Source organism: Peptoniphilus indolicus ATCC 29427 (assembly GCF_000227315.1).
In the GTDB taxonomy this organism is placed as follows: Bacteria; Bacillota; Clostridia; order Tissierellales; family Peptoniphilaceae; genus Peptoniphilus; species Peptoniphilus indolicus.
The window spans coordinates 515,502-529,454 of the sequence record NZ_JH165061.1 but is presented as its reverse complement, the minus strand read 5'-3'; the positions used below and the strand labels follow the sequence as shown (position 1 = coordinate 529,454).

13 protein-coding genes and 1 pseudogene are annotated in these 13,953 nt (G+C 32.9%); all 14 read right to left on the bottom strand.

Annotated elements, in window-relative coordinates:
* Positions 1-72: 72 nt before the first annotated feature.
* Complete coding sequence (locus HMPREF9129_RS02440; protein WP_004819990.1) at positions 73-696, bottom strand: DJ-1/PfpI family protein; 624 nt, start codon at positions 694-696, stop codon at positions 73-75.
* Positions 697-874: 178 nt separating this feature from the next.
* On the bottom strand, positions 875-1,072 hold the full coding sequence (locus HMPREF9129_RS02435; protein ID WP_004819987.1) for a TnpW family protein: 198 nt from the start codon (positions 1,070-1,072) through the stop codon (positions 875-877).
* Positions 1,073-1,150: 78 nt separating this feature from the next.
* Positions 1,151-2,989 (bottom strand): recombinase family protein, encoded by a 1,839-nt coding sequence (locus tag HMPREF9129_RS02430; protein ID WP_004819986.1) that lies wholly within the window; start codon positions 2,987-2,989, stop codon positions 1,151-1,153.
* A gap of 60 nt (positions 2,990-3,049) precedes the next feature.
* A pseudogene (locus HMPREF9129_RS02425) lies at positions 3,050-3,379 on the bottom strand (VirD4-like conjugal transfer protein, CD1115 family); the annotation flags it as partial.
* Positions 3,376-3,861, bottom strand: a complete 486-nt coding sequence (locus HMPREF9129_RS02420; protein WP_004819983.1) for a PcfB family protein — start codon at positions 3,859-3,861, stop codon at positions 3,376-3,378. The pseudogene HMPREF9129_RS02425 and the gene HMPREF9129_RS02420, both read right to left, overlap by 4 nt.
* Positions 3,858-4,709, bottom strand: coding sequence for an ATP-binding protein (locus HMPREF9129_RS02415; RefSeq protein ID WP_004819981.1), 852 nt, complete (start codon positions 4,707-4,709; stop codon positions 3,858-3,860). Before HMPREF9129_RS02415 ends, HMPREF9129_RS02420 begins: the two co-directional genes overlap by 4 nt.
* Positions 4,706-5,485, bottom strand: coding sequence for a replication initiator protein A (locus tag HMPREF9129_RS02410; protein ID WP_004819979.1), 780 nt, complete (start codon positions 5,483-5,485; stop codon positions 4,706-4,708). The genes HMPREF9129_RS02415 and HMPREF9129_RS02410 overlap by 4 nt, the downstream gene beginning before the upstream one ends.
* A gap of 87 nt (positions 5,486-5,572) precedes the next feature.
* On the bottom strand, positions 5,573-5,857 hold the full coding sequence (locus tag HMPREF9129_RS02405; protein ID WP_037404025.1) for a CD1845 family protein: 285 nt from the start codon (positions 5,855-5,857) through the stop codon (positions 5,573-5,575).
* Between the two features lie 158 nt (positions 5,858-6,015).
* A complete protein-coding gene (locus tag HMPREF9129_RS02400; protein WP_004819974.1) occupies positions 6,016-7,698 on the bottom strand; it encodes a recombinase family protein in 1,683 nt (560 codons plus the stop codon).
* 89 nt (positions 7,699-7,787) lie between these two features.
* Complete coding sequence (locus HMPREF9129_RS11320; protein WP_000368177.1) at positions 7,788-7,949, bottom strand: hypothetical protein; 162 nt, start codon at positions 7,947-7,949, stop codon at positions 7,788-7,790.
* Positions 7,950-8,433: 484 nt separating this feature from the next.
* Entirely contained in the window at positions 8,434-8,844 is a 411-nt protein-coding gene (locus HMPREF9129_RS02390; RefSeq protein ID WP_040552460.1) for a sigma-70 RNA polymerase sigma factor region 4 domain-containing protein, read from the bottom strand.
* Between the two features lie 229 nt (positions 8,845-9,073).
* Positions 9,074-10,462 (bottom strand): MATE family efflux transporter, encoded by a 1,389-nt coding sequence (locus tag HMPREF9129_RS02385; protein WP_004819969.1) that lies wholly within the window; start codon positions 10,460-10,462, stop codon positions 9,074-9,076.
* A 1-nt stretch (position 10,463) separates the two neighbouring features.
* Positions 10,464-12,938 (bottom strand): PEP/pyruvate-binding domain-containing protein, encoded by a 2,475-nt coding sequence (locus tag HMPREF9129_RS02380; protein ID WP_040552179.1) that lies wholly within the window; start codon positions 12,936-12,938, stop codon positions 10,464-10,466.
* A gap of 23 nt (positions 12,939-12,961) precedes the next feature.
* Complete coding sequence (locus tag HMPREF9129_RS02375; protein ID WP_004819966.1) at positions 12,962-13,558, bottom strand: TetR/AcrR family transcriptional regulator; 597 nt, start codon at positions 13,556-13,558, stop codon at positions 12,962-12,964.
* Positions 13,559-13,953 lie beyond the last annotated feature (395 nt).

The window sequence follows — 13,953 nt, the reverse complement described above, 5'->3', positions numbered from 1 at the left end:
GATTTACTGTTTCATAAGTTACTATATTATTATTTTTTTTTATTTAATTATTTCATTTTGACAAACTAAGATTTATATATCTTTATTAAAGGAATTCATAAGTTCCCCAAAATACTCAACTTTTCCAGAAGAAAAATAGTTATACCATGCTTCAACAGTTTGATGAGAATATAGTTTTAAGTTTTCAAAGATATATCTTGCCCAAAGTAAAGAACCTGCTGAGCTTGCGGTAATTAGATTTTTATCCATAACCGCAAGTGTATCTTTATAGTATTTCTCTCCTTGGTATTTATCACTTCCTTGTAAGAAAAACAATGCATTACTTGTATGATAGTACGAATTTAAAATTCCTTTATTTGCTAAACCTAAAGTAGCACCACAAATAGCAGCTACTAATATATTCTTTTCAAGAAACGAATTAGCCACTTCAAGTATCGGTTGATTTGACTTTTCCTGCCAAGTATCTCCTCCAATCAATAATAATGCTCCTGCTTGCATTTCATCAATTTCCTCTAAAGTAATATCCGGAACAACGGTAATTCCACCAGCAGTTTTAATTGCTCTCTTAGATACTGAAACAGTTTGTAATTCATATTTTAACGCTCCTGCCATTTTTTGTAAGGTCAAGCCTTGTAAGAAATATCCATTCTCCCAATCTGCCATTGTATCTAGTACATACATATATATTTTTTTCATAATAACTCCTCTAATTTAAAATTTACAACTTCTAATCTATCTTTCTAAATATTTAGTATATTATACCATTTTCAAGACTATTTTTCTACTGTCAGATTCTCTACTTACTTTCAAGGCTTTCATTGTAACAAATAGAAAAAAAAGCTGAAAGGTTTTATACAAAGTGTTCCATTTTTCTTTATTCTTTCTTTTCAGTTTGTACTACCTTGAACAGCTTATCTTGAAATGTTTCTTTGCTGTTTTTATTAAAATATATCTCCGTTACAAAAGTTTTTCCTCTAATCTTTTTTATCATGATATTGTTAGGTTTTTGGGGTATGGTCTGTTCTTTTACTGTCTGTATTTCATCGTTCTGTGTTTCTTGTTTTTCAGTCATTCAATCCTCCTTTTACTTGCACAAAAAAAGATTTCCTGTGATTTAGGAAACCTCTTTTCGTCTTGGTTGATTTTGGTTTTAGGTTGTCGCTTGTAGCTTCTTTCTTGCCCTGTATTCTCGTGCTTTTATCCGTTCGTACTCTCTAAACTTTTCAAGATTTTTAGCTCGGTATTCTTTGGAATATGCCCTGTGATATGCTCTTGATTTTTCTTTCTTGGCTTCTTCGATTTCTTCTCTCATCTGTATCATTTCCTGTTCTGTCGGCTCTATTTCTTTTGTCAGTTCATTTTCAAATCTGCCGATATAGTTGAAATACACTTCTATTCTCTGAACGGCATATTTTGCTCTTTTGACATCTCGCTCATGCACTACAATTTTACTGATAAATTCATTGATAGCGGTAGGGGTAAGTTCTTCAAAGTCTGAATAGCTTTCTGCCAGTTTTATAAAGTTCTTTGCTCTTTGGTTGGCGTTTTCAAATTCGGATAAGCGTTCTTCTATTTGCTCCTGTTCCGATTTTAAGCTGTAATATTCTTCTGCATATTTTCCCGATAGCTGTTCATATCGTTTCGGCTCAATATTTCCCAGTGCATTATCTTCATAGAGTTTGTTCATCACTCTTTCTATCTGTTCCAGCCTGTCTGTGATTTGTGGGATACGCTTTTTCTGTTTTTTGATTTCTTCTGTCTGTTCTTTGGCAAGACTGCTTTTTACCAATGCTTCAAACTCTGATTTGTCTGTGAATGAAAACTTGCCTATCTTTCGTAAAATCTCTTTGAGCGTTTCCATGACATCATCGACATCAATGCGATGTGGGGAATGGCATTTTGGATGTTTTGCTTTGCCTTTGGCATATTCACTGCAATAGGTTACATGCTGTACTTTTCCGTTCTTGTGTATGGTGCGAATGTGCATTTTCGTTCCACAATCTTTACAGTACATCAGTCCCGATAATGGGTGGATTTCTCCATCTCCGTTTGGTCTTTTTACAGGTGCGTTTTTCAATATCCGCTGTACATTTTCATAGGTGGCTCGGTCGATAATTGGTTCATGCACATTTTCTATAATCTGCCACTTATCTTTATCGACATAGTGGTTTCGCTTATCTTTGTAATGCTTTTCGGTTTTGAAGTTGACTACATCGCCACAATACTCCTGCCTTTGCAGTATGCGTGTTAGGGTTGCTTTGTTCCAGTTATAGCGATTTTCTTCATTCAGCTTTTTGTTTTTTGCCGTTCCTCTGTCTTGCTGTTTCATATAAAAGGTCGGGGTTAGTATTTCTTTCTCTTTTAAGTAAACGGCTATCTGATTTCTGTTTTTCCCCTCCATAAAGAGCGTAAAAATGAGTTTTACAACTTCGGCAGCTTCTTTATCGACTACCCAAAAATCTTTGTTGTTAGGGTCTTTTATATAGCCGTAGGGGGCTTCTGTTGCTACGGGCTTTCCACTTGCTCCTTTGGTCTTAATTCCCGTTTTAACTTTCTTGCTGATGTCCCTTGCATACCACTCCGACATGATATTGATAAATGGGGCAAATTCTAATGTGTTTTGGTCTTGGCTGTCTATACCGTTATTGATAGCGATAAAGCGGACATTGTTTCGTCTGAATATCTCCATAGCGTTTCCTACTTGAAGATAATCTCGTCCCCACCTTGTCATATCTTTCATAATGACAATGCCGATTTTTCCGCTTTCTACATCGCTTATCATCTGTGTATAGGCGGAGCGGTCAAAGAACCTACCGCTTTCATCATCGTCGATATAGTGGCGAATGTTCATCAGCCTGTGCTGTCTTGCATATCTCTCTAAAAATGCCTTTTGATTTACAATACTGTTGCTTTCGCCACCGTCCCTATCCTCATCACCAACTGAAAGGCGGGAGTATAGCGCTGTGATTTTATTTGTGTATTCTATCATGGCGTTATCCTCCTTTTTGTGTGTCTATATATCACTCCTGTTCAGTTAATATTATGCAACCCATCTTGCTGAGCCATACTCTTTCCCCTGTCTAAACTTTTTAGCATTTTTACCTTTGGTATAGACAATAAATTTAATCAGTACAGCCACTCCGACTCCTATGATTACATCCACCGGATGAATGCTTGGAAGAAAACTCATGGTATTAAGTTCTAATATTCCCTGAAAGATTTTATCTATGACATCACCACCGGTATAGCTTCTCACATGATGGGCAAAGATGTTTCCTAAATAGAAAAATGCAAGATAGGGAATGTTTTGCTTTAGAAACTTTGCCTTATCCTGCACCTTAAATAAGCCTTTGATGTCCTTTAATATTTTATCTATCATAGGCTCTGCTCCTTTTGTTTATTCTTGACTTTATCTTTGGAAACAGAGTTCTTAGCCATTTCCTTAAACTTCTCAATATTCTTGTGAATGGATTCCTTCCTTTCCGTTTTCTTTTCAGACTGTGCTAATGCGTGCTTAAAGGCTTTATCCATAACCTTCATATCTTTGGCTTGAAAAAATACTGAATATTTTCCTGTTTCCTTATCCTTCATCACTGAAAACTTTACGCCATACCGATTAAGTTCTTTTTTCAGTTCCTTAAGCTCCGCTTCTTCAACAGGAATTTCTTCAAGCTGACCTTTCTTTACCATATCTTTGAGCTTTACTTCATTTCCGTTGCTATTTACAAGTTTTTCAAGTCCCCCAAGTTTTTCTGCTTCTTTCATCAATTTCTTTAACAAGTTCAGAATTAGCTTTCCTGTTACTTTAGCAGCTTTAACTTCCATATTCAGCGTTTTTCTTGCTATTTCTTCATTGATCAAGTTCTCTCACCTCCATTCAGTAACTTATCTTTATTTCGATTCAACTTATCCCTTTGAATAATCTTTCTAAAATCCTCTCCTACAACCATAACAGGAATACACATCTCTATAATCCTTGAATAGATTCTCTGATATTCCACGCTGTCTTTACAGTTTTGGATTGTGTCGTAGGAAAGGTTAGTGGTAAAGATAGTCGGTTTCTGTTTTAAGTACCTGTTGTTGACAATGTTATATACCTGCTCTTTAGCATAGCTTGTATCTCTTTCTATTCCCAAGTCATCCAAGATAAGAACGGAAGTATTTACAAGGGATTCAATATATGCGTTCTTGTCAAAATCAAATCCTCCCTTTTGCAGCTCATTGATAATCTGTGCAAAATTTCTTATTTTAACACCTATTTGATACTGTTCAATAAGGCTATTTGCAATGGAGCAGGCAAGATAGGTTTTTCCACTTCCTACTGAGCCGTAAAATAGAAGCCCGATATTTTCCTTTTTCATCTCCTCATAGTCTTTGACAAAGTTTTTAGCAATGATAAGGCTTTGATTTTCTTCTCCCTGATAATTTTCAAAGGTGTATGACCACTGAATAATCGAGTTAAAGCAACTACTCTTTAATCGTTCAATTTCCATCTGCTTTTGTCTTTCTTTTTCTCTTGCCTCTCTATCTCTATCGCATTTGCAAGAAATCTTAAATATCATCTTGTTATCAAAGAACTCCATCACTTTTCCGTCTTTTCTTTCATGGCAGACTTTACAAAAGGCGTGTCCGTCTTTGATATATTCTTTTTCAGGATCGTAAGAATACTCTACATCCTCTATCATTACTTTTTCTAATTCTTTCATCATAGGTGTTCTCCTTTATCATATTCTTCCCATGTAGGGATATTTGATATTTTCACTTCTTTGCTTCTTCCCTGATCTTTATAAAACCAAGAAAGGATTGTTGCCTTATGGTCTTTATAGGTCTTTCCGGTACTTTTGATATATGCCGACAAGCGTTCAATGTAATTCTCAAGCTGTGAGTTCATTATGATTTGTAAGTCTGATATATCTTCAGCAGCTAAAAACACATTTTGAAATGTTCCAAGCCCGTTTTCACTAAAACTATATTCTCTCTTACTATACTTACTCTTATTATTCTCTATATAGTTAGAGTCAAGGTTCTTAACCTCTTGAAGTTCATTTTCTTTACTTCTGAGGTCAACATCTTTTACTTCTGAAGTAAAGTTTTTTAACTTCTGAAAGTCATTTTCTTTAACCTGAAATACACTCATAAAATCTTTGACATAAATGATATTTGGTTTTCCAAGTCCAAGCCTTACTCTTTCAATAAGTCCAATTCCTTTTTTTACATCAAGTTCATCTAAAGTCTTTATGGCAGTTGGCTTTGAGATATTTCTTCTTTTCATAATTTCTTCAACTGTGAAATAGATAAATACCCTGCCTTCCTTGTCTATCCAGTTATTCTTAAAAGACATTCCTGTCCGTTTAAGAAGCATAGAGTATAGGATAATCGCTTCGGCAGATAATCCACGAAATTCTTCTCCATCAACCAATATCTCCGGTACTTTTAAGAAATTAAATCTTTCCACTTCTCTGTTATAGAAATAGTCAAAGTCCATCGCTTCACCTCCCTTCCTTAAAAATTGGCGAAGAAAAAGACGATAGTTTTTATCTATCGCCTTTGGTAACCATTTTTATGAATTTTTTTAGATTGATTTTATTGCTTCATTGATTCCTTGAAGAAATGCTATAACGGCTGCTCCAACCATCGGTATTCCGTATGGACTAACTAAAAATCCAATAATCAATGCTTCGATTCCAATGGTAACTTCTTTTTGCAAAAAAGATGCTATTGCTCCAAATATACAAAACATCATCAGCAAGTATAACAATGCTGTTCCTATGCTGAGCAGGAATGTTAGAAATGCAGTGAGAATACTAAGCAGCAAGCTGATTGGAAACAATATTATTTTTATTATCCACCTAATCATTTCTTATTCCTCACTTTCCAATCCATTCCTTGTATCTCCACACACCATATCAATACAAACATTCACATCAATATAATTTTTTAGGACTTTTTTTCGTCCTCCATCGCCATCTTCATTAAAGACATAATGCTTGTAAAACTGCTTAAAATGCAGGATTTTCACGATTTCACTCTTTGTATCAACGCTATAGTCTCAACTTGCTTATCATTGTCCAAACTTATATTTAGATCCTCATCAATGATAGGTAGCTTAAAAGTAATGGATTTTAGCCATTGTCCATTTGGCTGCTTCTCTTCATAAATTTGAATTTCAGAAATGAGTGCTTCTATTAACTGTCTGCGTTCAACATCGTTCATGACTTTATAAAGTTTGTCAAAATAAATCAAAACCTTATATATATTATCGCCAGTAAGTTTTTCAGCTTCTATTGTTTCTTTCTTTGCCTTAGCTTCTATTAACTGACCTTCTAATTCTTCAATTTTATCGTACATACGATAAAGTCTATCATCTAAGTCCTGTTTTCTTCGTTTGTAGTGCTTATCATCAACATCTAAATTATCTATTTCCTCAATGAGCTTAAACTTTGTAGAATGACTTTTCCTTAGCTCTTTTTGATAATTATCTATCTCATTTTCAATCGCTGATGTATCAACTTTCATGTTGATTTTTTCCTGCATCATAGATGCAAATTTAGGATTGCTAACTAACTTGATTATTACCTCAGCAACAGCATCATCTAACAATTCTTCTCTAATTTGCTTACTGAATGTACACTTATGACCTCTTATCATCTGCCTATGTTTACAACCATAATAATAAAAATCTTTATACTTTGTGCCATCTTTCTTTTTCTTGCTACACTTGTTTCCAAACATTCCCACTCCACATATCGGGCATTTTACAATTCCAGAAAGCAAGTGTGTGCGTGTATCTTTTCCTTTATTCACATGCTCATATTTCTTTGCTTGAGATTTTAGCTTAACCTGAGCAGCTTGCCAAACTTCATCGGAAACTATAGCTTCATGTATCCCTTCAGATATTAGATACTCATCTTGTTCAACCTGCTTATATTCATTTCTTGTACCATGAACTTTTTCTAAAGTTCTTCTTCCAAATGCTATTTTTCCATTATATACAGGATTCTTTAATATCTTTCTTATAAGACCTGCGTCAAACAATGGATTTTTCCCATTTTGCCTTGGTATTTTCCTTATACCATGATTTTCTAAATATTTTGAAATACCATTAGCTCCAATACTTGTATTTACATACTGATCAAAAATAGTTCTTATTGCAATTGCTTCTTCTTCATTTATTAACAACTTTCCATCAATCAGTTGATAGCCATACGGAGCAAAACCACCATTCCATTTACCCTCTCTTGCCTTTTGAATACGACCTTCCATTGTTTGGACACGAATGTTTTCTCTTTCGATTTCAGCCACTGCTGATAAAACAGAAATCATCAATTTACCTGCATCTTTAGATGAATCAATTCCATCTTCAACACAAATAAGATTCACACCAAAATCTTGCATTATTTGCAAAGTCGAAAGTACATCAGCAGCATTTCTTGCAAATCTCGATAATTTAAATACAAGAACAAAAGACACTCCATCCTTTCCGGATTTTATATCTTCCATCATACGAGTAAACTGGACTCTGCCTTCTATAGATTTTCCAGACTTACCTGCATCTTCATATTCACCAACAATCTCATAATCGTTATAGAGAGCAAAAGCCTTCATTCTTGATTTTTGTGCCTCTAAAGAATAACCGTCTATCTGTATTGAAGTAGATACTCTTGTATAGAGGTATACTTTTATTTTTTCTTTTGACATAGCATTAACCTCAATATCCTTTTCTATATCTTTATATTTTTACCAATTATGGTTTGGACTTATATATCAAGTATATTATAGCACTTTTATTACTTTTTCTCAATCTGTGTTTTTGCTATGTCAAATTTATTTTTATCTTCTATATTTTTTACCGGAGTTGGATTTGGAAGATTATCTAAATCTAAAACTCCAGCGTACTTTGTAATCAAATTTGCAATTAAATCAGCCAATCCATTCCAGTCGTTATCCACTAACACACCTCCTCCGCTTTAAATTTTCCTTAATTAACTATTATTTATCTTACTAAGTTTTATGACATTGGTAGGTGCTTGGCAGCAACATAGGAATCTCACCTCCGCCCCTTATTAAGACGAGCCGGCTTAAACTATTGAAGTATCATTATCACTACTTGTATCACCGAACAGATTGCCACCTCTGTTTTTTATGTATTCTTATTTATCGCTCACTTTCTTGTATCCTTGGCTAACCCAGTATTCATAGAACCGAAATTGCTTTCAGCAGAAAGGTCATGGCGTAAGTCATAATCCTCCACAAGTAGATAAAGTCCTACCTTGGTCTATTCAGTTGTCAAAGATCAATATTTGAAAGGGATTATTTTCTTTACATTTTCCTATTTGCCATAAGCAGGCTTCTCTCTTATTGAATAAAGTAAAGGAGGTCAAACTCCCCTTCACTTTAAATAAGGAAAATTTGACCCCTTTGGTTACCGAAGTTCTAAAGTTCTTCGATGAATTTTTTTAGCTTTTCAAGTATTTTGTTTCTTCTTTTGATTAAAGCCGGATGAGTAATACTTTTGAGCTTTGCCACTGAACGAACCGTTTCATCATTGAAATATAAGCGTTCAACAATATCTCTTTCTTCTGCATTGAGCCTTGATATAGCATTTCTGACTGCTTCAATCATCATCTGTGTTTCCACAATCTTTTCTACATCAACACTTTTGTCAATAATGCTATCAACAAAATGTCCGTCATGATCCAATGATGAAAAAAAGAGCAAGTGGTTTTTCTTGTCCACCTGCTCTAAATACTTTTCGTGTTCTTTTTCTCGCCAGTAGACTTTGTATATCTGCTCGCTGACTTTGACCTTTTGTCCATTGACATAAAGGTAATATTCTTTTGGCATTTTATTTCCTCCATTTCTTTTTTTGTCTGCGTTTTTAGGCAAAAAAGGAGGACTTCTGCACATAGGCATAAAAAGTCCTCTGAAATGAAAGAATCCAGCTCTTTCTCTATACTTTAAATTTGATTTTTTATGGTAATTACTAATATCAAAAAGGTCTGTGATTTTTTTCTATATAAGCATTAGACCTAAAATAATACATAGTAATTTCCTCCAACTATTCAACCTGTCGCTAATTCATATAATGTATATTCCCCTCGTTTTTTAGTTCATTTTTTATTTTATAAACAACAATAACAGCTAAAACAAATGACAAAATATCCGCTATTGGTTGGAGCAAATATATCCCAAACTTCTCATATAAATTAGTAAGTAAATATAAAAGAGGGATGTAGAAAATACCTTGCCTTGAAATCGAAATTATCAACGACCAAAAATATTTACCTATGTTTTGCATCAACATACTACTTATCGCATAATAGGCTAAGAACGGAATTGTCATACATTGCATTCTAAGTATTTGCACTCCTATAGAAATAACTTCACTATCTTTAGACATTGCAATAACAAAATGTTCCGAAAAAATATATAGCACCACTGCTGATATAATCAAAAATATAGTTCCAACAACAACTGTCAAATTAAATGCTGATCTAACTCTGCCATATTTTTTTGCACCATAATTCATTGCACAAATAGGTTGAAACCCTTGCCCCCATCCAATCATAATCATATAAGCTATGGCAACTATTCTTGAACTAACGGTTAAAGCTGCAATAATACTGTCCCCAAAGTTTGCTGCAACTCTATTCAATAAAATGAGAGAAACACTTGTAATTGCTTGCCTTGAAAAGTTAGGCATTCCTCCTACAAGAATATGGTATATGCGTTCTTTACTACATTTGACATTTTTCAAAGAAACAGGAATATTACCATTTCCTTTTGCCAACATAGTAAGTGCAATACACGCAATTATTTGACCTGTCAAAGTTGCATATCCAGCTCCAACAAACCCAAACTTGAATATAAACATAAATACAGGATCAAGAATCATATTGCTAAACATTCCTAAAAGTAAACCTATCATTCCATCTTTTACATTTCCACAAAGTCGTAATTGATTATAAATAGTAATTGAATACAGACTAAATGGAACGCTTATTATAATCACCTTTAAATACTGAGTAGTAAATTTAAATAAGTTAACAGAAGCATTCCCACCAATGAACTTTGTCAAGTCAGATATAAAAATCCATGACATTATAGCTATTAAAAATCCACTTATAATAGAAAATACTATTCCGATTGAAGAAATAATTATTGCCTCTTCCTCATCTTGTTCTCCAAGTTTTTTAGACATAATATTCCCACTGCCATATCCAAACCAAAAACCAATAGCCTGAATAATACTCACGAAGCTAAAAACAACACCAATAGCAGCTGTCATCGATTTATCATTTAAAAGTCCGACAAAAAATGTGTCTGTCAAATTATAAATAACCATAATTAGCATACCAACAATTGTTGGAACAGACATTTTTACTATCAAAGGTAAAAGTGGTTCACTTAAAATCTTTTGCCTTCTCAATTCTTTTTGATCTATTTGATTTTTTGATTTCATATCAGCAACCTTTGACCTCGCCGGTATTACCATCTACTTGTATGGTATCTCCATCTTTGAATTTGGTAGTTGCAAAACCAACTCCAAGAACTGCCGGTATATTATATTCTCTTGCAACAATTGCAGCATGGCTTAAAGCAGAACCTGTATCTGCCACAACAGCACTTGCCAGCTTAAATAATGGAGTCCACTCAGGATCTGTAAGATGACAAACTAATATATCTCCTTTTTTCATTTTATAAAATTCTTTGGGACTATTTATCAGGCACACCTTTCCAACTGCAATACCAGTGCTTCCGCTTACTCCTTTTAAGGCATCACCATCCGTTTTAAAAATCAATAACTTTGAAGCTTCCCATACTTTCACTGCTAAAGGAAATTTTTCGTTTCTCCTATTTATTTTTTCCTTATCTGATTCATTTAAATTACCTCTGTTAATTGCTTTAAGTAATTCTTTATGAAAAAGATTAGCCACTCCTATTTCTATGTTTTCATCACCCAAGAGTATAAAGTTAATTCTTTTAACACACTTTCTGACATAATAAAATAATGTTTCCCACAAATATTGACTTTCTTCACGAACCACATGAAAATATCTAAAATATTTTATCTGTTTTTCTATATCCTGATACTTTTTACCATAGATTCCCTCTATACTCTCCATAAGCTTAGAAAAATCTTTTATATCTTTACTTTCATTACTATTTTCGTTTAATATAGGTCGTAATATATTTGTCAGCCTATCAGGATCTTCGAGAAATGTTTTTGCAGATAAACAATAACAGTTATAATCAGATTTAAAGCCATTATCTTTCATAAACTCATCTGTTATGTTCTTAAAATCATTATAATTTTTATATAATTCCTTAAAATTATCTCCGGAAATTATCGCTCTTTTTAAAGCTTCATTTTTTCTTATCTCACAAGCCATTGTATAGACATCATTTGTAATCACCGATGTTTTATTATCTAAGTCCCAATAAAAATCAAACGATGAATAATTGCTATTTACTTTTTTTATTATTTTGGTAAATTTCTTACTATTTAATACTGATGGAAATAAGGCATACTTAAATCTATCATAAGCAAGCTTTTGCAAAAGAGCATAACTTTCTTCTAAAAAATTTCCACACTCCGTTAATGTCATATTTTCAAAATTTAAGTGCTTGATTTCTTCTATTTCAGTTTCATATATATTCATAAAATCTTTGCACTTCTTATAACAGAACTCAAAATCTTTCATGTTCTTTAAGATATTAAAAAATTTGAAAATATTCTTTCCAATTCGCTTTCCTTCATCAGAAAAAGTTTGTATACCATCATCATCTATAATTGGATTTCTTGGTAAAATAATCCCACCTTCTGATAAAATGTTTACTTTCTGATCATTGATTGCCATCAAATAATCGAAATCAAGGACTCTATGTGCAGAAGGCATTTTTTCTAAAAAGAATGACATTACTTCTCGTGTATCCTTTTTGATTTTTTTACCCTTTGTATACTTCTCTATTAAATCATTGCAAGTTATATCATTTTCAGAATTTTTTAATGTGGTAATCGCTCTCGCCTGTAAAATATATACAATATCATTTTTGATTGCCCATTCAATATCCATAGGCATGCGATAGTGTTTTTCAATCTCTAAACCACACTTCATAAGTTCAAGTATTTCTCTATCATTTAATGCACGAGTTTTTCTTTTATCAGAGCTTACTGCTACTTCAACAGTTTCCTTATCCCCATATATAATCTGTGTTTCCTTGCTTCCAATATTTACTTGGGCTATTTTCCCTGATTTGTCAATAATGTAGCTATCAGCTGTAACTCTTCCGCTTACAACGCTTTCTCCTAATCCAAAGCTTGCATTTATTTGCATTTCATTTTCTTTTTTGTTTACTGGATTTACGGTAAATAAAACTCCTGATTTTTCACTCTCTATCATTTCTTGAATAACAACTGCAATAGAAACTGAAGTTTGATCATAACCTTGATGAAACCTATAACTTACAGCTCTATTCCCCCAAAGCGAAGCATAACAATTACGCACTGCATTCAATACACTTTCAATACCTTGAACATTTAAATAAGTTTCTTGTTGCCCTGCAAAACTGGCATCTGGCAAATCTTCCGCCGTTGCTGAAGAACGCACTGCAACTCTTGTATTATTTCCAAGATTAAAATATTTTTCTCTTATTGCATTCTCTAACATTTCAGGAAATTTTCCAGACTTTATCTTTCCTCTAAAATGCTCAGCTTCATTTAGAAGTTTTCTTTCATCATCTACTGATTTTTTAATTCCATTTTCAATGAGAATATCAATCCCATTTACTTTTAAAAAATCTCTATATGTGTCTGCTGTTATAACAAATCCACTTGGAACATTTATTTTAGCAGAAGTCATTTCTCCAAGATTAGCACCCTTACCTCCAGCAACTAATACATCTTCCTTTTTTATCTCATTAAAATCCAGAATCATTGCTATCACCTTCCCTTATACAATTAAATTTCTATGTATTTAAAAACAATGCTTTGTATATAAATATTAAGCACTTCTTCAAAGGTATCTTTATTAAAATGGAAATAATTTGAACATAGAACGAAGCTGCCAACAAAGGCATTTGATAAGCCTTGCTTATCTACGCTTTTTACTACATTATTTTCGTACCAATAATCTATTAACCTATCCAAAAAATCACCATATAGATTTTCTACTCTATTCACTTTCTTTGAATCTTGACTTGCAAATATTCTAAATGCCTCTTGATAAATTGGCTGAGTTTTAATTTTCTCAGTCATATCTATCGAATACTTATAAATTACATCTGAAAGGAATTTTTTAGGATTCGTGAGTGAATTTGAAAATTCTCTTTCAATGTTTTCCAATTTTTGTATTGACCTATATGCCATTAAATCGATGATAAGAGATTCTTTGTCTTTCCAAAAATTATAGAAACTTCCTTGTGCTATCCCTACTCTTTTTGTCAATTCCGAAATACTAAGTGATTTCGTACCTTTATCATGAAATAAATCAAGAGCAGTTTCCATAATATCTTCTTTGATTTTTATCTTTTCTTCTTCTGTAAATGCCTTTGCCATTTTTAACCTCCAAACTTCTCAAACCAACCTATGAATTTTTCGTTTTTTATTCATAGATATTATAACACCCACAAATTTAAAAGTCAATGAATATTTTATTTTATATTCACAGGTAGTCTCGAATTGAATAAATCATTATAATTTGGTATAATATAATCATAAATTTAAAACTTGCTTAACGCTTGCTACTCTAATTATTCTTTTGTAGCAAGCACAGTAAGTGTACGGACACTTACGAAAAAATTGATGAAGCAGCCCTTTGGGATCTGCTTCTTTTTTTATCAATTTTTAACTTGTTAGGGTGTACCCTAAGACCCGAAATACATTCAAAGGAGGATTTATCTATGACAAATAGAATGCGAAATGAAAGACTTGAAATTAAATTAACTGAAGAA